Source organism: Halorubrum trueperi, assembly GCF_042662525.1.
GTDB classification, from domain to species: domain Archaea; phylum Halobacteriota; class Halobacteria; order Halobacteriales; family Haloferacaceae; genus Halorubrum; species Halorubrum trueperi.
The window spans coordinates 13477-34739 of record NZ_JBHSXI010000002.1; the positions used below are offsets into that span (position 1 = coordinate 13477).

Sequence of the window (21263 nt, forward strand, 5' to 3'; positions counted from 1 at the left end):
AGAGCACTCGACTCGGATCTATATTCAGATGTGTTTGTTTGACGCAGTTCTTCCACCGAACTATATACACACAAGATAGTGTGGAAAACCGGATTATTCAAGCATCATACTGTGCTTTACCGGTATTAATCTATTACAGATTATATTAGTACCGAGTAGATTACCTCGATCTCAACACAGTAGAACCGAAAGGACCTTTAACATATGAGGGAATACTAAATTGTATGTCGCAGCAGATAGCGGCTCAAGACGATCGGACGGACCGTGAAAACAAAATATCGATTAACGAGTCGCTGAGCGAGGAGAGCAAACGTCAGCGCGACAGTATCGACAACGTCGGCGCATTCGGCATGCGAACCGGTGAGTCGGATCTGATCTTCTTCCAAGGTATTCTCCCGGAGATCAACGGGACGATAAGAGGATCGGAGCCAATAGACGAGCAGATAGAGATGTGCTTGGATCGGCTCGAACTCATGTTAGAAAACCGTAACGCGTCGCTCTCGGATATCATGAAGGTCGAGATTCAGCTCGCAGACGCAGGTGCGGCGGCGGCCGTGGACAGCGCGTACGAGTCGCGATTCGATGACGTGGCGTTCCCACCGCGCAGCGTCGTCGGTGTATGCTCGTTGCCTGGCGGTGCGGACGTCCAGCTCGACGTGATTGCCGCCGAAGAGTAACCGTAGCTGTCCGTGTAGTTCGATAATAGAAGCATTTCGCTCGTATTTGCCGTTTTGAAGCCCGACAGAACAATTATTCCGGTCGCAGCGAATACGTCAGTTATGCCCGACTCCTCTTCAGACCCGCTTCCTGGCACGGATCTCGACGCACTGATCGACGACGCGACGACGACCGCCGACGTGAAAGCGCTGTCGGCGTTCGGATATGAGACGCGATATCGACTCGTCCGCCTGTTGGTCGACGCGGATGGCGCGGTCAGGTTCGACGAGATCACGCCCTACGTGTCCATAAGCGACAGCGCTGTCAGTCACGCGTTGACGCTTCTGTGTGATGCCGGACTCGTAAAAAAGCAAAAAGATGGACGCTCGCGCAGTTATTCGACCACGGAACGGGCGGAGGCGCTCGTGGAGGCACTTGATCGGACGCGATAAATCAGTAATTGTACGTTCTCTAGCAGGTCAGACAGAGGTTAACTCTAGCAATGGAATCACCGTTGAGCGGAACCGAGACGGGGTGGATGAATCTGGTTGCGTGAAAGTTTGAGTTACTGTGAGTCCTCTCTCGACGTTATCCATCTCGAAATGAGCCACAGAAAATGCTACCAAACTCCTTTACTGTAGCACATTTGATTTAGTTATTATTCATACGTATTGGTGTCCAAACTGTATATTGTGGAAAATACACTTGTCTAATTGGTCTTTATCGACCGTATATTCCACATTAAATAAAAATCTTCGGTGTAAGGGATCCAATTCACTTTAATAGATGAATAGATATAAATCTATTGGAGTAGCAGAATGCATCCATACATTGCCGAGGTCATCGGAACAGCGATCCTCATCATATTCGGCGGGGGCGTCGTCGCCAACGTCGTGCTCAACGAGACGAAAGGGAACGGCGGCGGCTGGATCGTCATCACGTGGGGATGGGCCATCGGAGTGTTCATGGGCGTGTTCACCGTCAGTCAGGTCAGCGGCGGTCACATCAATCCCGCCGTGACGGTCGGCCTCGCTGCCGCCGGGCTGTTCGATTGGGCGCAGGTTCCGGCGTACGTCGCCGCACAGACGGTCGGCGGATTCCTGGGCGGCGTAGTGGTGTGGCTGGCGTACAAAGACCACTTCGCCGCGACCGAAGACGAGGAGGTGAAGCTGGCGATCTTCTCGACCAGCCCTGAGATCCGAAACTATTCGGCTAATCTGCTGACCGAAATCATCGGCACCTTCGTCTTGGTATTCGGCGTCCTCTACCTGAATTCTGCCGGATTCTTCGACGCTCAGTCGGGTGAGGTGCTTCAGTCGATTACCATCGACGGCCAAGCGGTGGGCTTCGGTCTAGGGGCACTGTCGGCGCTTCCGATCGCGCTTGTCGTGCTCGGTATCGGACTCTCGTTAGGTGGCCCCACCGGATACGCGATCAATCCCGCACGCGACCTCGGACCGCGCATCGCCCACGCAATTCTCCCGTTTTCGCACAAGGGACCGTCGGACTGGGCATACTCCTGGGTGCCCATCGTGGGACCGCTCCTCGGGGCGCTTCTCGCGGCCGGACTGTACCGTCTGCTGTGATGTCGTCGGGGCACCACGAGTCTGGACCCCCCGCTCCGCACCCCGAAGCCGGACTCCGATCACAGTTTCCGACTTGCTCCAAAGAGTTTTAATATATGAACAACTGTTCATCTATTATGGGGCAGCAGACAACCGAGGTCGAACCGGAATCGGAGCAGCGTACCGAGATGGATATCGATCCCACACTAAGTAAGGAGAGCAAGCGCCAGCGCGAAGGGACGGACAACATCGGTGCGTTCGGAAAGCGAACGGGCTCGTCCGACCTACGTTTTTTCGAGGGGATACTCCCTGAGATCGACGGAGAAATATTAAGTGAGCACTCAATCGAAGAGCAGTTCTCGACCGCGCTCGACAACCTCGAAGCCGCACTCGCCGACAACCGAAACGCGACGTTCGGCGACGTGATGAAGCTTGAAATTCAGCTCACGGATCCGAGCGCCGCGGAGGCGATCGACCACGTGTACGAGTCCCGGTTCGACGACGTCGAACTTCCCCCGCGGACCGTCGTCGGCGTCTGCTCGCTCCCGGGCGGCGCAGACGTCCAGCTCGACGTGATCGCGGCCGAAGAGTAACCACTGCTGCCGACACACCAATTATGAACAACTATCCGCCTACGCACCGGTATCGCTCTACGGCCGACTCACCCAACACGACGGGGGTGACGGTGGCGTGAGCGGCGCCGCTCACGAGCACGGCCCGAACTGCGACTGTGAGTCCTGCGGGGATCCCCGGTCGATGGACTTCCTCGATAAGTACCTCACCGTCTGGATCTTCGGCGCGATGGGGATCGGGATCAGCCTCGGCTACGTTGCGCCGTCGGTGACCGGTCCGATTCAGGACCTCCACCTCGTGGAGATCGGCCTCGTGTTAATGATGTACCCACCACTCGCGAAGGTCAACTACGGGCAACTCCCCGCTGTCTTCAAGAACGTGAAGGTACTCGGGCTGAGCCTCGTCCAGAACTGGCTCATCGGCCCCACACTGATGTTCGGGTTGGCGGTCATTTTCTTCAGCGGTCTCGTCCCTGGACTGCCTGCCCGACCTGAGTTCTTCCTCGGACTGGTGTTCATCGGGATGGCCCGCTGTATCGCGATGGTACTGGTCTGGAACGAGCTCGCCGAGGGTTCGAACGAGTACGCCGCGGGGATCGTCGCGTTCAATAGCGTCTTCCAGATCGTTACGTACGGCGTGTACATCTGGTTCTTCGCTCTATTTCTCCCCCCGATTCTGGGCATGGAATCGCTCGTTGCCGGCATTTCCGCATTCAATATTACACCGATACAGGTTTTCGAGGCGATCGCGATCTTCCTCGGAATTCCCTTTGCCGCCGGCATCCTCTCCCGATTCGTCGGCACGCGGGCGAAAGGTGTTGAATGGTACGAGGAGACGTTTGAACCCACGATCAGCCCGCTCACGCTGATCGCGCTGCTCTTTACAGTGATCGTGATGTTCGCGATGCAGGGTGAGCGCATCGTCGCGCAGCCAAGTGACGTCCTACTCATCGCGGTGCCGCTGACGATCTATTTCGTTGTGATGTTCTTCGTCAGCTTCGGCATGGGCCGTGGTATCGGTGCCGACTACTCGACGACAACTGCGATCGGCTTCACCGCCGCCTCAAACAACTTCGAGCTCGCGATCGCCGTCGCGGTCGCGGTGTTCGGTGTCGGCTCCGGGGTCGCGTTTGCCACCGTTATCGGTCCGCTTATCGAGGTGCCGGTGCTGCTCGCCTTGGTGAAAGTCGCGTTGTACCTCCAAGACCGGTACGACTGGCGGGGATACACGACCGGGCGGCTAGACGAGACGACTACGACCGAAGATGGATCCTCAAGCTCCACGGCTGATGACTGATACTTAACCAGCTATTCGCCACACGCTTACAATCCATTTGACGATGAAGAGAATATGTTTGTAGTCATGCCGGTGTGGTAACTTTGCTATCGACCTCACCATTTTCTAAATGAGTGGTTCCGGCAGTCCTCCTTCCAAAGATGAACCCCGTATGCAGTCTCTGTGCGAAGCGTACCAGCTCGGTATCACCATCCGGGACAAACTCAAAGAAGCCGATCTCGTCACCGTGTTCGAGGATTTCGATCACGCGATAGACGCGATCGAAGACGGGTATCCAGCATGGCATCCCGCGCCACTCTCGTTTCGCGCGATGGTGCTCTCGTTCGTGTTCATGGAGATAACGGGTGACTCATACGCTAACTTCACTCGACGACTCACCCGACAACCGGAAGTAGCGACTATCCTCGGCTTCAGTCGAGTGCCCGACGAATCAGCATTCTCTCGTGCGTGGCGAAATCGATTCGACGACGCGACCCACGAATACATCCACGCTGCCGCCCACTTCGTTGTCAAAGAAGTCCATGATCGCAGCATCTCAGCACCGGAGGTGCGGCCTAAGGCAGAGATCGTCGACGATACGCAAGAAGACGCAGACCCAGTCGAAGACAAATCCTTCTCACAGGACGAGATTGTCCAGACAACGCGCCTCGCGCGTGATCACGCCTATGGACACTTCGACTCTGGTCGGGCGTCGAACGCCTCGTACGAGGACACGCAATTTTTCGAGTTACAGACGTTCATGGGGATGGTCCGCTGTGGCACCTCGCAGGGAGCGACTCGCTTCCAATATCGGCGCGGGAAAGAGTACGGACCGCATGGTGATACCCACCTCCGCGCAGTCAAACAATTTGGCCCCGAAGAACTCGTGAGGGGATTCAACAAAACGACGGATCGCTTACTCTCGGTGATCGCCTCTGAAGCATCGTTCCGGCGTCCAGTCACAGCCGCGATCGACATCACGACTATTCCCTACTACGGAGAGGTCGAAGAGATGCCGATGGTCAGCGGGACCAAGGACAGAGACGGTCGAGCGTTCAAATTCGCAACACTCTCGATCATTGGACAGAATATCCCGCTCGTTCTTGCCGTGGAACCGGTTCGAGAGAGCTCTGAGTGGGATGAGAACACGTCGAATCAGATCCATCGTACTGTGCGACGGCTCGTTCGACGAGCAAAAGAGCACGTTCCAATCGAGACAGTGCTGTGTGATCGGGAGTTCGACTCGATACAAGTGTTTCAGACACTCTCAAACCTCGATGTGAACTACCTCATACCCAAGCGGGTCTCCAGTTCCGAACGGAATGTACTTGAACAAATGGAGGAAGACGACCAAGAGGTGGCTGTTGAGTCGGCTTCTGTCCATGTGGAATCTGGATCGCATCCAATGCGGCTCCTGTACGTACCGTCGACGAGTGGAGAGGGAACGGCCGTCTTCGCGACGAATCTCCGAGTCGGTCCCGAGGAAGCCGAGACGTTCTGTCAGCGCTACAGCCGCCGGTGGCAGATCGAGAGTGAGTACAAATCGATCAAGGGCGACTTTCTCGCCAAGACCTCCTCGAAAGATTACCGTGTTCGCCTATTCTACTTCGTGTTCGCGGTCCTCTTGTACAATATCTGGCGGCTCACCGATTTCCTGCTGAAAGCAGGTGTCGACGGAGAGATGGACTACGCACCCGTGTTGACTGCGGGTGAGTGTGTTGAGCTCGTTGCCTCGGCGTTGATCCCGCACGACTAATCGGTTGAGCTCTCGCTGGGTCCGCCGCTCAAGAGTGACAACCGTATTCAGCAGCGCCAAAATCCACGCAATTTCGTACGCTCGTCCGGTAGTTCGAGAGTAGGGATTCAAAATCGATCCCCGACTGCTGAGAATCACCACGACTTGATGGCGATTCGATCTAAAACTAGCCTATCCTCCGAAACTGTGAACTTCACACGCCCACGAATTGGTATAGCCATATGAAGTTTATATATCTCCGAATAGCGGAATTGTAGGCTGAGACCGCTGAATTTGGCTAGTACGCCCAAAACAACAACTGGACGTGATTAGTATAGTAATCACGACCAGTTTGAAGTACCCCGCCGCCGTCGGTGAAGCACGAATGCTGCAACCGCCTCACGACGGCGCTTCCCCCGGGGTAGAACTGCCAAGAACGGGGTTTGAGATTTCTCTGACTCTCCTCAGCCGAGGTCGAGGCGATGGCGAAGAAACGCATTCGATATAGAACTAATGACCTCAACCTATATTAAGATAAAGCGCGAACGGTGTTGTATGTCCGAAGACGAATCGAACTCCGAGGGCCTGATGGAACGCCAGACCACGGGTGAAGACCGCGTGAGGATGACCGCCCGGCAGCTTTCGGAGCCTCAGACGGCGAACTGGATCGCCTCGGAAGCGGGCTGGTCACACGAGCCGACCAAACGCGTCCTCGATCGGCTCGTCGACGATGGCATCCTCCACCGTGACGAAAGCGGGACTCACACCACGTATTACCCTGATTACCGCCGCCAAGCAATGCAGGAGGCGATGCGGCTTCGAGACAGCGGGCACACTGTCGAGGAACTCACGGACCGTCTCGCCGATATGAAGACGCAGATTCGCGACTGGGAGAATGAATTCGAGGTCGAGTCACCGAACCAGCTTCGCGGGACGCTCGCTGACGAGTCTCTTGACGCTGAGGAGGAAGATCGTCGCCGTGAGATTGCCCGCGAGTGGGAGCACCTTCAGCGGCGTATCCAGATCGTTGGCTTCGCCATCCGCGAATGGGACTTCCTCGCTCCGACGACAGAGCCCGCTGAGGCCAGCAGCTAACGAATGTCGGTCCCGCATCCAGGTGGTGATCCGAACGCGAACCTCTACACCCAATTGAAGCGGGACGTCCTCGACCGTGTTCCCCAGATCACGGCCGTCGAGTACGTTCCTGACGATATCGAGGCCAAGCAGCTGCGGGCGATTTTCGATCCGGCCCGTCTGGATCCCCCGACAGGCCCTGATTCGCCGGAGCTGACCGTCAAGTGGTATCGGCAGGACCCTCACGATTGGTTCCGTATCAACTACACCGACCCGAACACGGGCTTTCACGCCGGCTGGCACCAGGACGAGGACCATCCCGATCTCGGACGGGCGCATTTCCAGTACTCAGTCGCCGATACGGAGGATCGCTGGGAGATTACATTCGAACACGAGACCCCTTCCCTGGTTCTCTGGGAAATCGTCGAAGAGCTCCTCGAGGACGTCCGTCCGACCTACCAGTACGCGAACGAGGAACCATGACACCCCGAGAACGCGCCGATCAGTCACTCAAGAATTTCTTCGAGCGCTACCTCCAGGATAAGGGGAAAGGCCGCGGTGGCGACGGCGGGAACTACCGACGTAACGCTGCACGCGAGCTCGAGCGGTTCGCCGAGTGGGCCGCCGGCGACCGCGGCGCCGACGACTGGACCGGGATCGTATCCGACGACGTCGACCAGGAGCCCACCTTCGAAGACCTCGATGAACGCGTCTTCCGGGAGTACGCCCGGCATCTCGCCGGCGATCGCGGGCTCAAACAGAATACCGTACAAACCTATTATCGCTATATCTCCGCGTGGTGCGGGTGGTGCGTCAACGAGGGATATCTCGAAGCCCATTACGCGCAGCGGGCGAGTGCGATGGCGCCGCTGCCGGAGGACGACGGTCGCAAGCCCGGTGATCAGCAGGCCTGGACGTCCGAGCAGCGCCACGCCCTGACCCGGTACGTCGACGAGCGAGCCCGTGACGCCATCGAGACGTTCACCACACTCCCGGGGGATACTGACCCTCTTGACAGACAGCGAGCGCGCTACGCGGCGCTGAAGGCGGCTCGTGACCGGGCGCTGGTGTTCGTTCTCGCGTACACCGCTGTCCGCGTCGGGGAACTGCTCCGGGATCCGAACGACCCACGCCGGCGCGGCGTCCGGTGGGAGGAAATTTCGCTCGACGACGGTAGTATGGATGTCTACCGGAAGAAGCAGCAATGGGACGCCGCCAGTCTCCCCGACCCAGTAATCTCTCCACTGCGGAGCTATCGAAGGCTGATGGACCCACCGACGGAACGCTGGCCGGTGTTCCCGACGTTCGACCAACGGACGCTCGCAGGACTCATCCAGGATGAGCTAGCCGAACGAGGGGAACTCCCGGAAGCAATTACTGAGCGCCGTGAAGAATACGCTCGCGATCTACTGCTGGCGCTCGATGAGGACATTCGGCCGCCGTCGATTACGACGGACGGCGCACGGACGATTCTCCAACGGCTCTCGGAGGCCGCAGAGGTCGATATCGACCACCCGAAACACGATTATCTCGCGCCCCACGGTGGTCGACGTGGAATGGGCGAGGTACTTGTCCGCGCGTTTGGGTACACGGTGGCGGCCCGGTATCTCGATAACTCCGAAGAGATGGTTCGAGAACGGTATTCACATATCGAGGCAGGGGAGTTAGGTGATGTTGCTACAGAAGCTCTGGAAGAGGTCGATTCGACTGAGCGCTAACTATACTAATCACTTTTCGATGAGATGCCTAAACGCGGAGAGTGTATTTTTCCCCTCCTCGGTAAGATCTACGTCCGTCCTTCGCCCCACGTCTTTGGTTTCAACGAAGCCCTTCTCGGTTATCATTCAGTGGATCACAGTCTCGTCGACCGCAACGTGATCCGGATTTACCCCATCGAGCGACTGGAGATCTGTCTTCAGTACCCAGTTGTGGATGGTTGACGGACAACGGTTGACCTCACCGTATGTTGTATAAAAACAATTTCCTATATTCACTTAAGCTAAATAGGGCACATACCGAGCTTCATCGCAGGTTTGGGTATTGCCTCGCGCTCCAGAAAATCTAACTCGAAGCAGTCGCTATCTCCTCGAGGCGTGCGATTTCGAGGAACCCGTAATCTCGGCAGGTTCATCATGGAAGACAGGGCTAACCAGCTGGATGAGAAACGTCGGTGCGAGGAACGTCGAAAGGAGTACTGTCACGTCTACAGCTCTGTTCGCGACGATCACCACGCGCAGTATTAGGAGGATCCACTCAGGGGCAACCCCGGAGCTCTCCTGTGCTTTCTCAAGTGTCTTTCGGACATCCACTCTTCGTATCACTTTCCGGAATTTCACTGCCAATTCTTTGGTGGACAGTGTCCGACCGACCGTCTACATAACCCTGCGATAGGCGCATCGTGGAAGTATAGATTCAGTCCTTTCAAAAGACCCCGAGGATGAACCCGATCCCCATCACGATGAGGATCGCTGCCGTAAATGTAGGGAGGTACTCGACATATCCTTCGAGCCGCTCTTCGTACCGCTCATAGCCGGCCACAAGCAGGAGAGTCACTCCGACGAGGGAGACGATGACGGCGAGCGAGTAGAGAAGCATCAACTCGAGACAGTATGCCGAGCCGGTACAGATGGCAATAATGTCAAACTCTTCGTTGTGTGTGAAGCCAAGCGCAAACGCGAGTGCAACCATCCCGTAGAGGCCACGCTCGGGCGTTTCGTCGACGCGACCGTGCGAGTGGTCGTGGCTGGACTCACCGACGAATGGGAGGGCGCGTCGAATGCGAGCCCCCCACGTGGACGTCTCTTCAGTGCGATGTGTGTGCTCGTGGTCGTCCGCGTGATCATGGGCGTGCTTATCTTCCTCTTCTTCTCCGTCGTGATTAAATCCAGTACCGTGGTCATGCCCGTTGAAATACTGCCAGATTCCGAGCCCGATAAGTAGCGCGCCCGCCACGTAATTCATCCAGCTGAGTTGTGTGAGCCCGAAGTACGAAAGCGCCCAGAAGTAGACCACCACCATCGCTATACTACTGATGAGGTGGCCGATCCCGAGGATGAGACTCGATGCAGCGCCGTAGAACCACTTGTTCGGTTTGTCGAGTGCATAGCTCGCCGCGATTGCCCACCCGTGGCCCGGGGCGAGCCCGTGAGAGAGCCCGAGCACACTCGCCCCGAGTGCAAGACCAAGTACTCCAGTCACCATATAGAAGAATACGAGACTGACGGACTGATAGGGGTTGTTATGGCCGATTCGGGGATCCCGTAATAATGAGTTTCATAGGCGTCCCCGGCTAACATTCCCTTAATGCGAACCAGCCTGAATATTCCCGGAGAAATTCTCGAGTCGTTCGACGAAACGTGGCAAGACGAAGGACTCGAATCGCGCTCGCGTGCTGTTCGGGAGGCGATCCAAGAGTATATAGAGCGTCATACCACCCTCGAAGGGCTTGACGGGACCGCAGTCGCTGCGCTCGCCTTCGACTACGAGCACACGCTCGTCATCGGGGATCTCCACACTGTCCAACACGAGTTTGATGATATCATCGGGACGACTCAGCATATGCATCATGGCGAGTGGTGTCTCGAAACAATCTTCTGTGAGGGGTCAGCTGGACGGATTCGCGAACTCGTCTACCAGCTTCGCGATTTCGACGCTGTGGGGAGAGTCAACGTAATGTTCCTTCAGCCGGACCACGATAATCAGACGGCCGACTGATTACACACCAGGAGTGTGGCGTATCTCTGTATTCGTGCGTTGGTCGTGGAGCTGGTCTCCGGATCCGTCAGACTCGACGGGTGAGCCGTCCTCGTCGGCGTCCTTCCACTCGTCCGTTCCTGCCGGATCAAGATGGACGTGTGCGTCGCCGACGGCGGGGAGATCTCGAAGCCTGTCGATAAGCACTGTTTCGATTTCGTGGGCAGTGCGAAGTGTGTAGTCTCCGGGAACCTCGACGTGGAGTTCAACTTCGAGATTAGCCCCCATATAGTAGACGGCAGTGTCGTGGACACCTTCGACGGCAGGGTGTTCACGAACGCAGTCTTCGACGCACTGTTGGACGCCGGCTGGCGGGGCTGCGCCAGACAGATACGTGACGTTCGCCCAGCAGATGACGGTCGTGTTAACTTAGACAGGCTGTGTTGAATCGCTGTAAGGCGTAGTGATTCACTGTTTAACGAAGCGCTTGATGTTATAGACGACACACATCAGAGCGATTTCTCGGAACTCACGAAACTACGTCTGCGCTCGCACGGCGAAGCCGAGCGAGCGCTTCACAGCCGAGTTCACGGTTTCGGTCATAGAGCGCTGATTGTAGCTGTTATCGTCAATTCTGGCGTTGTGTGCGTGGTCGTACGGAGCGAAGATACGGTGCTTGATCAGCGGTCTGATCCCGAGGTCGCGTAATCCTTCACGAAGCGATTGCTTGTCATAGCCTTTATCGGCCGCAAGAGACCGCAGATCGCCCGCGTTCCGGCGGGCGATCTGCTCAGCAAGGTCTGCGTCGCTTCCTTCCCGGTTCGTTGAGCAGTGAACGTCAAGGACGGCTTAAGACGCTGTATCGACTAATTTCGTGACTTTGAGCTTTTGAACGCGGTAGCTAATTCGCTGGCAGTAGTGGCGGCTCGCTGCTGAGCGTTCGTAGAACGTGGCGTCGATCGCGGCGTGTTCAGAGAGATCGTGCAGCTGCGCCGACTGGCGCAGCAGCACTCGACACACGCTCATACTGATCCGGTCGAACGCCTTACACAACGTGGACGGCGCTGGGAGATCGGCCGCGTTGAGGCCGATCTCTCCGGTTATTTGTGGCATTTCTTTGAGCAGGTCGATCGTAATGCGGTACGATGAATCGAGGTAAATCCGCAGACAGTGAAGGGAAACGAGTGCATAGTCGGCGAATCCGCCGCCGCCTTCCGGGGCGGCAGATTCGCCTCCATCGCCAGTAACTCTTTGAGCAACCGGCACAACTTCCCCGATGAAGCGGGAGATTTGTGTCACAGGCAACCGGATCTTCCCGCTTCAACTCCTTTGATTTAGTGGCCTACCCCGCTGCTGTATGGTGATTCAACACAGTCAAATACGGTGACTCCGCCGCTGTCCTCAGAAGAGGTAGAACAGCGGGAAGATGAACACCCAGACGATGTCGACGAAGTGCCAGTAGAGGCCGAAGTACTCGATCGGCCGCTCGTCCTCTAAGTAGTGCCCCTGATACGCCCTGACGAACAGGAAGATGGCGATCACGAGGCCGATAACTACGTGGATCCCGTGGAGCCCCGTCGTCACGTAATAGATCGACGCCTGGATTGGGTCACCGTGGGCGTTCGCCGAAATCGTCACGCCCCGCTCGAAGATCTCTTTGTTCCACTCCCAGAGCTTGATACCCAGGAATGTGAACCCAAGCACTATCGTTGCGCCGAGTGACGCAAGCAGGCCCTGCCGGCTCTTCCGGCGAGCAGCGACCAGCGCCAAGATCACGGTGAACGATGAGGTGAGCAGCACGAACGTGTTGATCAGTCCCGGTAGTGGTTCGGCCAGTGGCTCCCACGTCATCCAGCCGGCGTTGTACCGGACGAAGATGGCCGCGGAGAGGAACGCGCCAAAGACGATCACGTCCGACGCGATGAAGAACCACATCCCCAGCTTGACTTTCTCGACACCTTCGAACGGCCACCGTTCGGCGAACTCGGTCGGTGGGGCATAGAAGTCCTCGAGGCTCCACTTCACCCCGGTCCAGACGAGTCCGACCAATCCGACAACGATGAGTATCGGGTATACCGGATTCGAGATCGTCACGCTCGTCGATGCGAGCGACTCGCCGACCTCGAAGACAACGTTATCGCGGAATCCGGTAAGCCCGAGGAACAACACACCAACTGCAAACGAGAGTGTGAGCGGCCATATGCTTGCGTGGCTCGGGTGCTTGTCCCAGTACGGGTACTCCTTGATGTGCTCGGAGTGGGTGTCACCACCGTCAGTCGCCCCGTTCCCGTTGGCGTCGGTCTTCACTGCCGGACCTCTGTCGGGCACATAATCCTTCACGAATTCGAGCTTGCCGGACGCGTAGGACGGCCGGTTTGGCCAGTTCTGGAGCGGCGGCGGTGAAGAGATGGCCCACTCGGCAGTCCGCGAGTAGTCCCACGGGTTGTCGCCGGCGGGCTCGCCGGAAACGTACGACTTCGCGAAGTTGTAGAACATGATGAAGAAGGAGAATCCGAGTACGAATGCACCGATCGTCCCGAACTGGTGATAGATCTGGAGTTCGGGGTTGTACTCGAAGACACGGCGCGGCGTCTCCCAGCCGAGGAACATCGAGAAGTAGACGGCGTTAAACCCGATGAAGAACAGCACGAAATGGATCTTCCCGAGGAGTTCATCGTACATCTTCCCGGTTATTTTCGGGAACCAGTAGTACGCAGCGCCGATCAGGGCTGTCGCCCCCCCGAACATCACGTAGTGGAAGTGCGCGACCACCCAGTAGGTGCCACGGAACTCGTAGTCGAGGACGATGGCGCCGAGGAACACTCCGGTGATGCCGCCGAGGATGAACAATAGTAGCGCCCCGAACGCGAAGAGGAACGGTGTCGTGAACTGTATTCGTCCCTTGATGAGCGTGTAGATCAGCGAGAACACGATCAGGTCGAAGGGTAAGGAGATCCCGATAGTGGTCGCCATCATCAGCGTCTTGATCTCCAGGTTGATCGTCGTCAGGAACATGTGATGCATCCATACGAGGAACGACTGGACGGAGACAAGACAGATGGCGATGATCACCCACTTCCGTCCGACGAGCCGGCGCCCTGAGAACGTCTGGAACAGCTCCAACATCGCACCGAGAGCCGGGAAGAAGACGATGTACACCTCCGGATGGCCGAAGAACCAGAACAGGTGGCCCCATAGCAGGGACCCGCCCTCTGTTGCGGAGAAGTACACCGACCCAAGCACGCGGTCGGACGCGAGGATGAGTCCCGCAGCGAGCAATGCAGCGAACGCGAACAGCATCATCCACACGGTCGCGAGGATGGTCCAGGTAAACATCGGCATATCCATGATCCCCATTCCTTCGGCACGCGAGTGATGAATAGACACGAGGAAATTCACCGACGAGGCGGTGACTCCGATGGTGAACATCGCGAGTGCCAGTATCGCTCCCGTTGAGCCGATACTCGGTGTGTACGCGGGTATGTTGAGCGGAGCGTATATCGTCCAGCCAGCGCTCAGCGTGCCGCCCTGGAAGAAGCTGATTGACAACAGTACGCCGGAGAACAGGTACATCCAATAGGAGAGCGCGTTAAGCCGTGGGAACGCAAGGTCGTCGGCACCGATCTGGAGCGGCACGAAGTAGTTTGCAAAGCCGAAGGCAAACGGGGAGAGGAACCAGAACACCATTATCAGTCCGTGGGCCGTGACGGCCTCGTTGTACGCGAGCCCAGACAGGATCTGATTCATCGGGTCCCAGAGCTGGACACGGATCAGCAGCGCAAGGACACCGCCGAACAGTAGGAAGAACAGGGCAGTAATCGTGTATAGGATGCCGATGTCCTTGTGGTTGGTCGTGACGAGCCATCGTTTGACGGAAGTCGTTGGCGGGAGTTCGCTCATGCGGGGGCACCTCGAATGACTGCGTTGTCAACGCTGGAGGCATTTCCGGCGCCAGCGCTGTCGACACTAGAAGTGTTTTCACCTTGGGTTCCAGCATACCATTCTTCCCACTCGTCTTGCGGGAGCACCGTGATTTGACCAGTCATCGCAGAGTGGCCCGCGCCGCAGAGTTCGAAGCACTCGACTCGGTAAGTTGCTTCGCCACCCTGTGCTTCAACGTCCTCGGAACTCACGGAGAACCAGGTACTACTGTACTCTCCGGGGATGGCGTCGGATTTTATCCGTAACTCCGACGAGCCGAAGTTGTGCCACACGTCGCGTGAAGTCACGTTGAGGTCGATCCGCTGATCGGCCGGAACGATCATCTCGCCCCTCGTGGAGTAACCGTTCGGATAGATGTACTCCCAACCGAACTGGTACCCCTCGACGGTGATTTCGATATTCCCCGCGTCGCTCGTGTCTGGACCCTCTTCGACGTAGAGGAGGAGTCCGTACGCGTACACGACAAGGCTGATGACGACGATCGCGCTCAATCCGAACGACAGGAAGAGCTTCTTCGCTTTCGGACCGCCCTGTCCGGTCGGGAGTTCACCGACGATCGGCGCGTCAAAGTCCTCCTTCGGTTCACTGCCGTCGTCGCGATATTTGAACACGTTCCACAGCGTGTACGCGACGACGATTGTGCCGACGAGCGTACCGAGCGCGAGGAAGACGAAGAAGATCTCGTCGAAGACCTCCGCCTGCGCGCGCCAGTCGCTCCCCTGTTGCAGGATAATTGGATCTATCATGTTTGCCTTTCGACTCTTGCGCGCCCCTTCACGAGGGTACACTTATTATTTTGTATCGTCCGGCTAGAATGGCCGCACCGAACTCTCGGACGAGACGTTACGGCGACGCCGACAGAGCAAGATTGTAACAGACGATTTGCGCAATCAGACACGCATCCGAAACCGAGACAGATACCCTTCCGTCGCGCGTTCGATATGACTGTATTCCAGCTCATGAACGACGTTCCAACTGTATCAACGACCACCATTTCGACGCGGTCGCCATCGACGAGAGCCTCCACGTGTCTCCTTCTCTCCCCCTCGGTTTTGCGCTCGTGGGATCTTCTGCAGTTGAGACTAATTCACTCGCTACATATGGACCAGAAATGGCCAGTGACTGTCTCACGTTGTCACAAAATTGTCTATTGTATTCCCAATCTATCTCTTTAGTGTCATTACAATAAGCAACATCCTTAGGATGGCTCCCGACACAGACGCAACAGAATGGATTTCGTCGAGAAGTACCAGAGTGTATTCGTTATTATTGCGATTCTGAGTGGGTTAGTGCTCGGTCAGATCGCTGGTGTTCCGCCGATTGCGGACTCACTCATTCTCCCGTTCTTGATGGTGATGCTGTTCGCCGCGTTCACCGGAATCCCACTCTCTCGCCTCCGGGCAGCGTTCGGAAATCGTCGTGTAGTCGGGTCTAGTCTTCTGGTCAATTTCATCTGGAGTCCGCTGTTAGCGGTGGCACTCGGCGCGGTTTTCCTTCGAGATCACCCTGCCCTGTGGGTCGGACTCATCATGCTGATGGTGACACCATGTACGGATTGGTATCTCATTTTCACCGATATTGCGGACGGAGATGTTCCGCTGGCTACCTCTATTCTCCCGTACAACCTCGTTCTCCAGTTGATACTGCTTCCACTCTACTTGTACGTCTTCGCGGGCGAACTGGTCGCGTTACCGATGGAGCTGCTGATCGAAAGCGTCGTTCTCGTACTCGTCGTCCCGCTTGTGGTTGGTGGACTTGCTCGGTGGGCATTGACCCGACAAAAGGGGACGCAGTGGTTCAAGCAGCACTTCCTGCCGAAATTGAGTCCGCTCCAGATTATTTTCCTCAGTCTCGCCATCGGCGCAATGTTCGCTTCGCAGGGGGAGCTAATCCTCGAAAACCCCGGATTACTTGCTCTTCTCGCGGTTCCCGTTCTCGTCTTCTATGCGATCAATCTCGGCATCGGGTTTGGCGTCGGACAAGTACTCTCGTTCTCCTACAAGGAGATGGTCTGTTTCAACAACACGATCCTCTCACGGAACTCACCGACGGCCCTCGCAATTGCCGTCGTCGCGTTCCCGAACGAGCCGCTCATCCCGCTCGCACTGGTTATTGGGCCGCTGTTGGAACTTCCGCTGTTAGGCTTCATTGCACAAATCCATTTGGCGATCCGAAACCGCGAGTGGTGGCCGTTTGATCCAGCAACGGTGTTTAGCAGAGACTGAATGAAGACTGGCAAGAATCATTACTCCCTGATCCTGAGCGGTCTGTGAATCATATGTCTTGACCACTCAGAGTGATCGGTCGATGTTGTGACTGAGACAAGCGATGGTGAGTTCACGGAACTGCTTCCACCATCGTCGTGAGCGGACGAACGCACCGTACTTCCGCTTGAGCGTAGAGTTGACTGTCTCGGATTGACTCCGCTGGCCATAGAGATCAGCATCTAAGCGCGCGTTCCATGCCTTATGGAGCGATGTGAACTCACGATGCTTGATCAGTGGACGAACCTCGTGTTGACGAGCAAGCCGCCTGATCTTCTGGTCGTCGTAGCCCTTGTCACCGAGCAGAATGTCGATATTCTCGGGATTGCGTTTGATCAGTGACGGCGCAACCTGGCTATCGTGTTTCCGGGTCGTCGTCACGTGTAAATCTAGGATTGCGTTCACCTTCGCATCGACCAGCAGCGTCACTTTGAGCTGCTGAATCGTGAGCTCGGCGCGTTTCGTGTAGTGTTTCGAAGCGTGACTGCGGTCGAACCCTGATGCATCAACTCCAACAACTCCGCTCGTCGGAAGTAGCGTCGCTGAGAGAGTCAATATGATACGCCATACGGTCATATCAAGTCGATTGAACGCCTTACAGAGCGTTGAAGGAGTAGGAAGTTCAGCTAATCCAAGAGCTCGACGGATGCGTGGCATCTCGATCAGTTCGTCAAGCAAGCCACGGTAGGTTGTGTTCTTTTGAACTTTGAGACACAACAGAACAACGTGTTGGGGAAGTGTATAGCGGTGTTTAGAAAATTTCGAGGAGTATCGGGAGACCGCTCGACGCGCCAGATGGATCGCCTTCTCAGCAAAACGGAGAATCTGCGACTTCGGGAGGGCCTTCATTTCGTCGAATTACAGGCTAAACATGTAACTCTTTGAGGATTTCAACAGAGCCGCGGCGCTGTATCCCCTCCTTACTCGCTCCCTTCGGTCGCTCGTTGAGGAAGGGGCCATTCGTCTTTAGTTAAGCCCAGTAGTAATACTTGAGTTTAAATTATGTCTAAGAGTATTAGATGTAGTAGAAATCACGGCTGAGATTCTGTTGTTGCTGATATCGAACGACAAGCAACCCTCAAAACCGCCATTTTCCACCTATTGCCGGCACGAACGTGTCGAATCTGGATCGAATATGAAGCTACTAAGTATTACTAAGAGTATTAACTAAAGACGAATGAGGAAGGGGCCTTAGCGCCTCAATTCAGGTAATCGTCGAGAATCCGCGACTGCTCGCTGTGATGGCGATTCCCGTGATCGCCTTTTACGTGATCAACCTCGGTGTCGGATTCGCTATTGGTCGTATGCTTGATTTCTCGTACGAGGAACTCGTGTGTTTCAACAACACTATCCTGTCGCGAAACTCACCGACTGCACTCGCGATCGCCGTCGTCGCGTTCCCGAATGAACCACTCATTCCGTTGGCGCTTGTGATCGGTCCGCTCTTGGAACTGCCCCTGTTGGGGATCATCGCTCAAGTACACATAGCGATCAGCGAGCGAGGGTGGTGGTCGCATATTTCCGAGGATGCTACGTAGGTGTGGATACGACTGATTGACACAGATCCACCACAGAGAGTATCAACAACCACATAAACACGACCCACTTACCGAATCATAAGCGACAGACACCCTATCATCCGAATACGTTCTATAAAAAACATGGTTCATAGTGTCCATTCAGACCGGTGTGCTCTCAGACAGACAGCATGAACCACTCCCACTAATATATGACTGAAAAATGTTATTTGTGTGGTCGAGAGATTCAGTCTTCCACGTTCGAGGCTGATGGTGAACGCTCGTTCTGTTCGAGCGGGTGCCACGATGTACACACGACGCTTGGGGCTCCCGATTCTCTCGATGTCACCCAGACCACAACTGAGAACAAGATTGATGAGGGAGACGACACTGTTCCTCCCGATCAGTATCGTTCTCGGACGTTCCTCCGGATTGACGGCATGTACTCCGCGACGTGTGAGGCGTATCTTGAATCTCTCGCTGAGAAACAAGAGGGAGTGATCAGTGCCGAGGCGAGTTACGTCACCGAGACGATCCGAGTTGAACACGACCCAGACACTGTTTCGAAGGAGTCGCTGCGTGATGTATTGAGTACCCTCGGGTATACGGCGTATCTCCGTGAGGATGCCTCGTCAGACGTGAGCGAAACCGGTGGGACGACGCGCCGAGCACGAGAGATGGGTGGAATTCGAAAGCGTCGAGACGACCAGCTGTTGGGAATGCGATACTCCGTCGGATTCCTCTTCGGTGCGTTTCTGTTGGTCCCGTACGTCGCAATTATCTATCCCGCTCACCTTGCGTCAATATTTGACTGGCAAGCGCTCGAAATATTCGAGGGTGCCTTCCGTCTAGATAGCGAGGGAGCGTTCGTCTTCCTCCGGCTGTATTTCGTGATGACCGGCATTATTCTCCTCTTCACCGGTCTCCCGGTGTTGCGCGGCGCATACCTCAGTCTCAAAATGCGACGCCCGAACACCGACCTGTTGGTCGCGATCACCGCGATCAGCGCGTACACGTACAGTACGGCCGCTGTCATCCTCGGACAAAACGACATTTTCTACGACCTCGCGATCGTCGTCACGGCCGCAGTCACCGCGATGGTGTTCTACGAGTCGTCGATCAAGCAGCGCGCCCTTGATCGCCTCACCGAACTCACGATATCACAAGTCGAGCGCGCACGAACGTATGACTCGGACGGGAAGACTGAGGAAGTTCGCGTGGAGGACCTCAATTCAGGGGATGTCGTGCTCGTTCGACAGGGTGAACGAGTCCCAGTAGACGGTGAACTGGTCGAAGACAGCTGTACCGTCGACGAAGCGATCGTCACTGGCGAGTCGCTTCCGGTGCTAAAACGCGCCGGCAACGAGATCATTGGTGGATCGATCGTCACGGACGGCGCGGCCTTGGTTCGTGTCGGCACGGACGTGACGAGCAGTATCGATCGGATAACCACAGCCGTGTGGGACCTCCAGAGCGCGACTCACGGCGTCCAACGCCACGCCGACCAACTCGCGTCGTACGCGGTACTTCTCGTTGTCGGAGCCGCCGTTGCGATCGGTGGTGCCAGTGTAATCGCGTTCGACATGAGCATCCCGGACGCGATCCTCCTCGCACTGCTGGTCCTCCTCGCCGGTTCGCCGTGGGCCCTCGGACTTGCGACGCCGCTCTCGGTCGCGAAGAGCCTCGCAAGTGCACTCCGTCGGGGGATCATTATCTTCGACGAGACGGTGTTCGAACGACTCCGAGACATCGATACCGTTGTTTTCGACAAGACGGGGACCCTCACGACCGGAGAGATGGAGGTGATCGAAGCGGACGCTCCTGCGGACCTCCTTGACGCCGTCGCAGCGCTCGAACAACGAGCATCACATCCCGCTGCAAACGCCATCACAACGGCTTTCGCCCACAGGAATGCGACCGACCAAGGCCTTGACGATCAATCGAACTCGGACAATAACGGTAATGAGACAGAGAAAACAGGCCAGATAAGCGAGTTCACGAATCACCAGTCCGGTATCGAAGGGGTGATCGATGGAACTCCGTATCTTGTCGGAAACCTCGATCTCTTCGCGGAACAGGGGTGGACCGTGGACGACGACATCCGGTCTCGTGTCGCCGACGCTCGGGGCTTCGGTCAGCTTTCGGTCGTCGTCGGTCGCGACGGGACAGCAGAGGGGCTGATCGTCGTGGGCGATGAGCCGCGGGACGGCTGGGACGACACCATCTCTCGGCTCGGAGCACGAGACACGGACATCGTCGTCTTGACCGGTGACGACGAGGAAGCGACGGACTTCTTCAAGCAGCACGAAGCCGTGACGCACGTCTTCGCGAAGGTTCCACCGGAAGGAAAGACGGCGACGATCCGGCGACTCAAATCAGACGGTCAGGTCGCGATGATCGGGGACGGTACCAACGACGCCCCGGCACTCGCAGCCGCCGACCTCGGTATTTCGTTGGGCGGCGGCACGGCGTTAGCTGCTGACGCCGCCGATATCGCTATCGTCGACAACGACATCCGCTCCGTCGAAACCGCCTTCGACCTAGCGGGTGCGGCTCGTCGTCGCGTGAAACAGAACAACCTCCTCGCGTTCTCCTACAACGGAATCGCTCTCTTGGCGTTGGCCGTCGGGTTCTTCAATCCGCTGTCAGCAGCGATCGCAGTCATTGCCGGCGGCGGTCTAGTCGCTGTGAACACCCGACGAAAGTTGCTTCAGTAGCATGTACGAGCCAAGACGAGAACAGAGTTGAGTCGCTCGGTTGAAATCCTCAGGAGTTGATAGATTTTTCGTGCTAAATTCAGAGGATGACGGCACCGTAGAAAGGTGTATTGATGAGTTACCTGAGTTTTCTATGTGACTTCAATTGAGGTGTCTAAAATAATATTTGTAAGTTATTTACATCAGAGTTTCGTTAAGTCAATAAATTGGGTAATAACGTGTTTAGAGAAAATACTGAACATGAGCAAGAG

The 21263-nt window shown here is 56.4% G+C and carries 17 protein-coding genes and 4 pseudogenes; 13 read left to right on the top strand and 8 right to left on the bottom strand.

Annotated features, from left to right (window positions below):
• Nucleotides 1-224: 224 nt before the first annotated feature.
• The 9 genes from ACFQEY_RS04275 to ACFQEY_RS04315 all read left to right on the top strand — a co-directional run bounded on the left by ACFQEY_RS04275 (nucleotide 225) and on the right by ACFQEY_RS04315 (nucleotide 8597).
• Nucleotides 225-677, top strand: coding sequence for a RidA family protein (locus tag ACFQEY_RS04275; protein WP_128906802.1), 453 nt, complete (start codon nucleotides 225-227; stop codon nucleotides 675-677).
• A gap of 102 nt (nucleotides 678-779) precedes the next feature.
• Nucleotides 780-1109 (top strand): ArsR/SmtB family transcription factor, encoded by a 330-nt coding sequence (locus ACFQEY_RS04280; protein ID WP_128906801.1) that lies wholly within the window; start codon nucleotides 780-782, stop codon nucleotides 1107-1109.
• A gap of 366 nt (nucleotides 1110-1475) precedes the next feature.
• Nucleotides 1476-2243, top strand: coding sequence for an MIP/aquaporin family protein (locus tag ACFQEY_RS04285; RefSeq protein ID WP_137711674.1), 768 nt, complete (start codon nucleotides 1476-1478; stop codon nucleotides 2241-2243).
• 116 nt (nucleotides 2244-2359) lie between these two features.
• A complete protein-coding gene (locus ACFQEY_RS04290) occupies nucleotides 2360-2815 on the top strand; it encodes a RidA family protein (protein ID WP_128906803.1) in 456 nt (151 codons plus the stop codon).
• Between the two features lie 97 nt (nucleotides 2816-2912).
• The gene (gene arsB, locus ACFQEY_RS04295; protein ID WP_379765140.1) at nucleotides 2913-4091 is read left to right on the top strand and encodes an ACR3 family arsenite efflux transporter; all 1179 of its coding nucleotides are present in this window, start codon (nucleotides 2913-2915) and stop codon (nucleotides 4089-4091) included.
• Between the two features lie 151 nt (nucleotides 4092-4242).
• Nucleotides 4243-5826: a transposase gene (locus ACFQEY_RS04300; RefSeq protein WP_205252831.1), complete on the top strand. Its 1584-nt coding sequence runs from the start codon at nucleotides 4243-4245 to the stop codon at nucleotides 5824-5826.
• A 492-nt stretch (nucleotides 5827-6318) separates the two neighbouring features.
• Nucleotides 6319-6900, top strand: coding sequence for a DUF7342 family protein (locus tag ACFQEY_RS04305; RefSeq protein ID WP_058365912.1), 582 nt, complete (start codon nucleotides 6319-6321; stop codon nucleotides 6898-6900).
• A gap of 3 nt (nucleotides 6901-6903) precedes the next feature.
• On the top strand, nucleotides 6904-7362 hold the full coding sequence (locus ACFQEY_RS04310; RefSeq protein WP_058365911.1) for a hypothetical protein: 459 nt from the start codon (nucleotides 6904-6906) through the stop codon (nucleotides 7360-7362).
• Nucleotides 7359-8597: a phage integrase SAM-like domain-containing protein gene (locus tag ACFQEY_RS04315; protein WP_144800126.1), complete on the top strand. Its 1239-nt coding sequence runs from the start codon at nucleotides 7359-7361 to the stop codon at nucleotides 8595-8597. The genes ACFQEY_RS04310 and ACFQEY_RS04315 overlap by 4 nt, the downstream gene beginning before the upstream one ends.
• A gap of 9 nt (nucleotides 8598-8606) precedes the next feature.
• Here the strand turns inward: ACFQEY_RS04315 and ACFQEY_RS04320 are convergent, their stop codons facing one another.
• From ACFQEY_RS04320 to ACFQEY_RS04330, 3 genes and pseudogenes are all read right to left on the bottom strand, one after another.
• A complete protein-coding gene (locus ACFQEY_RS04320) occupies nucleotides 8607-8723 on the bottom strand; it encodes a DUF6293 family protein (protein WP_379765143.1) in 117 nt (38 codons plus the stop codon).
• A gap of 6 nt (nucleotides 8724-8729) precedes the next feature.
• Nucleotides 8730-9010 (bottom strand): annotated as a pseudogene (locus ACFQEY_RS04325) (IS6 family transposase); the annotation flags it as partial.
• 290 nt (nucleotides 9011-9300) lie between these two features.
• A complete protein-coding gene (locus tag ACFQEY_RS04330) occupies nucleotides 9301-10080 on the bottom strand; it encodes a hypothetical protein (protein WP_058365910.1) in 780 nt (259 codons plus the stop codon).
• Between the two features lie 102 nt (nucleotides 10081-10182).
• Here ACFQEY_RS04330 and ACFQEY_RS04335 point away from each other — a divergent pair, with 102 nt between their 5' ends.
• Complete coding sequence (locus ACFQEY_RS04335; RefSeq protein ID WP_058365909.1) at nucleotides 10183-10593, top strand: CopG family ribbon-helix-helix protein; 411 nt, start codon at nucleotides 10183-10185, stop codon at nucleotides 10591-10593.
• On the opposite strand, the pseudogene ACFQEY_RS04340 reads toward ACFQEY_RS04335, so the two are convergent.
• The 4 genes and pseudogenes from ACFQEY_RS04340 to coxB all read right to left on the bottom strand — a co-directional run.
• Nucleotides 10594-10974 (bottom strand): annotated as a pseudogene (locus ACFQEY_RS04340) (cation transporter dimerization domain-containing protein); the annotation flags it as partial.
• Nucleotides 10975-11040: 66 nt separating this feature from the next.
• Nucleotides 11041-11871: pseudogene (locus tag ACFQEY_RS04345) on the bottom strand (IS5 family transposase).
• A 102-nt stretch (nucleotides 11872-11973) separates the two neighbouring features.
• Nucleotides 11974-14472, bottom strand: coding sequence for a cbb3-type cytochrome c oxidase subunit I (locus ACFQEY_RS04350; RefSeq protein ID WP_144800188.1), 2499 nt, complete (start codon nucleotides 14470-14472; stop codon nucleotides 11974-11976).
• Nucleotides 14469-15260, bottom strand: a complete 792-nt coding sequence (coxB, locus tag ACFQEY_RS04355) for a cytochrome c oxidase subunit II (RefSeq protein WP_058365907.1) — start codon at nucleotides 15258-15260, stop codon at nucleotides 14469-14471. Before coxB ends, ACFQEY_RS04350 begins: the two co-directional genes overlap by 4 nt.
• A gap of 483 nt (nucleotides 15261-15743) precedes the next feature.
• Here coxB and ACFQEY_RS04360 point away from each other — a divergent pair, with 483 nt between their 5' ends.
• On the top strand, nucleotides 15744-16739 hold the full coding sequence (locus tag ACFQEY_RS04360) for an arsenic resistance protein (protein ID WP_144800187.1): 996 nt from the start codon (nucleotides 15744-15746) through the stop codon (nucleotides 16737-16739).
• Between the two features lie 66 nt (nucleotides 16740-16805).
• Here the strand turns inward: ACFQEY_RS04360 and ACFQEY_RS04365 are convergent, their stop codons facing one another.
• Nucleotides 16806-17627 carry an IS5 family transposase gene (locus tag ACFQEY_RS04365; protein WP_080508277.1) on the bottom strand — a complete coding sequence of 274 codons (822 nt, stop codon included), beginning with the start codon at nucleotides 17625-17627 and terminating at the stop codon, nucleotides 16806-16808.
• Between the two features lie 356 nt (nucleotides 17628-17983).
• On the opposite strand from ACFQEY_RS04365, the pseudogene ACFQEY_RS04370 reads away from it, so the two are divergent.
• Both ACFQEY_RS04370 and ACFQEY_RS04375 read left to right on the top strand, forming a co-directional pair.
• Nucleotides 17984-18316: pseudogene (locus tag ACFQEY_RS04370) on the top strand (arsenic resistance protein); the annotation flags it as partial.
• 191 nt (nucleotides 18317-18507) lie between these two features.
• Nucleotides 18508-21012 carry a heavy metal translocating P-type ATPase gene (locus ACFQEY_RS04375; protein ID WP_058365062.1) on the top strand — a complete coding sequence of 835 codons (2505 nt, stop codon included), beginning with the start codon at nucleotides 18508-18510 and terminating at the stop codon, nucleotides 21010-21012.
• Nucleotides 21013-21263 lie beyond the last annotated feature (251 nt).

What these genes read in the sequence shown, in the direction of transcription:
- ACFQEY_RS04375 (WP_058365062.1), top strand. Translation starts at nt 18,508, where the DNA reads ATGACTGAAAAATGTTATTTGTGTGGTCGAGAGATTCAGTCTTCCACG.
- ACFQEY_RS04280 (WP_128906801.1), top strand. Translation starts at nt 780, where the DNA reads ATGCCCGACTCCTCTTCAGACCCGCTTCCTGGCACGGATCTCGACGCA.
- ACFQEY_RS04335 (WP_058365909.1), top strand. Translation starts at nt 10,183, where the DNA reads ATGCGAACCAGCCTGAATATTCCCGGAGAAATTCTCGAGTCGTTCGAC.
- ACFQEY_RS04350 (WP_144800188.1), bottom strand. Translation starts at nt 14,472, where the DNA reads ATGAGCGAACTCCCGCCAACGACTTCCGTCAAACGATGGCTCGTCACG.
- ACFQEY_RS04305 (WP_058365912.1), top strand. Translation starts at nt 6,319, where the DNA reads ATGACCTCAACCTATATTAAGATAAAGCGCGAACGGTGTTGTATGTCC.
- coxB (WP_058365907.1), bottom strand. Translation starts at nt 15,260, where the DNA reads ATGATAGATCCAATTATCCTGCAACAGGGGAGCGACTGGCGCGCGCAG.
- ACFQEY_RS04360 (WP_144800187.1), top strand. Translation starts at nt 15,744, where the DNA reads ATGGATTTCGTCGAGAAGTACCAGAGTGTATTCGTTATTATTGCGATT.
- ACFQEY_RS04275 (WP_128906802.1), top strand. Translation starts at nt 225, where the DNA reads ATGTCGCAGCAGATAGCGGCTCAAGACGATCGGACGGACCGTGAAAAC.
- ACFQEY_RS04365 (WP_080508277.1), bottom strand. Translation starts at nt 17,627, where the DNA reads ATGAAGGCCCTCCCGAAGTCGCAGATTCTCCGTTTTGCTGAGAAGGCG.
- ACFQEY_RS04320 (WP_379765143.1), bottom strand. Translation starts at nt 8,723, where the DNA reads ATGATAACCGAGAAGGGCTTCGTTGAAACCAAAGACGTGGGGCGAAGG.
- ACFQEY_RS04285 (WP_137711674.1), top strand. Translation starts at nt 1,476, where the DNA reads ATGCATCCATACATTGCCGAGGTCATCGGAACAGCGATCCTCATCATA.
- ACFQEY_RS04315 (WP_144800126.1), top strand. Translation starts at nt 7,359, where the DNA reads ATGACACCCCGAGAACGCGCCGATCAGTCACTCAAGAATTTCTTCGAG.
- ACFQEY_RS04300 (WP_205252831.1), top strand. Translation starts at nt 4,243, where the DNA reads ATGCAGTCTCTGTGCGAAGCGTACCAGCTCGGTATCACCATCCGGGAC.
- ACFQEY_RS04310 (WP_058365911.1), top strand. Translation starts at nt 6,904, where the DNA reads ATGTCGGTCCCGCATCCAGGTGGTGATCCGAACGCGAACCTCTACACC.
- ACFQEY_RS04290 (WP_128906803.1), top strand. Translation starts at nt 2,360, where the DNA reads ATGGGGCAGCAGACAACCGAGGTCGAACCGGAATCGGAGCAGCGTACC.
- ACFQEY_RS04330 (WP_058365910.1), bottom strand. Translation starts at nt 10,080, where the DNA reads ATGGTGACTGGAGTACTTGGTCTTGCACTCGGGGCGAGTGTGCTCGGG.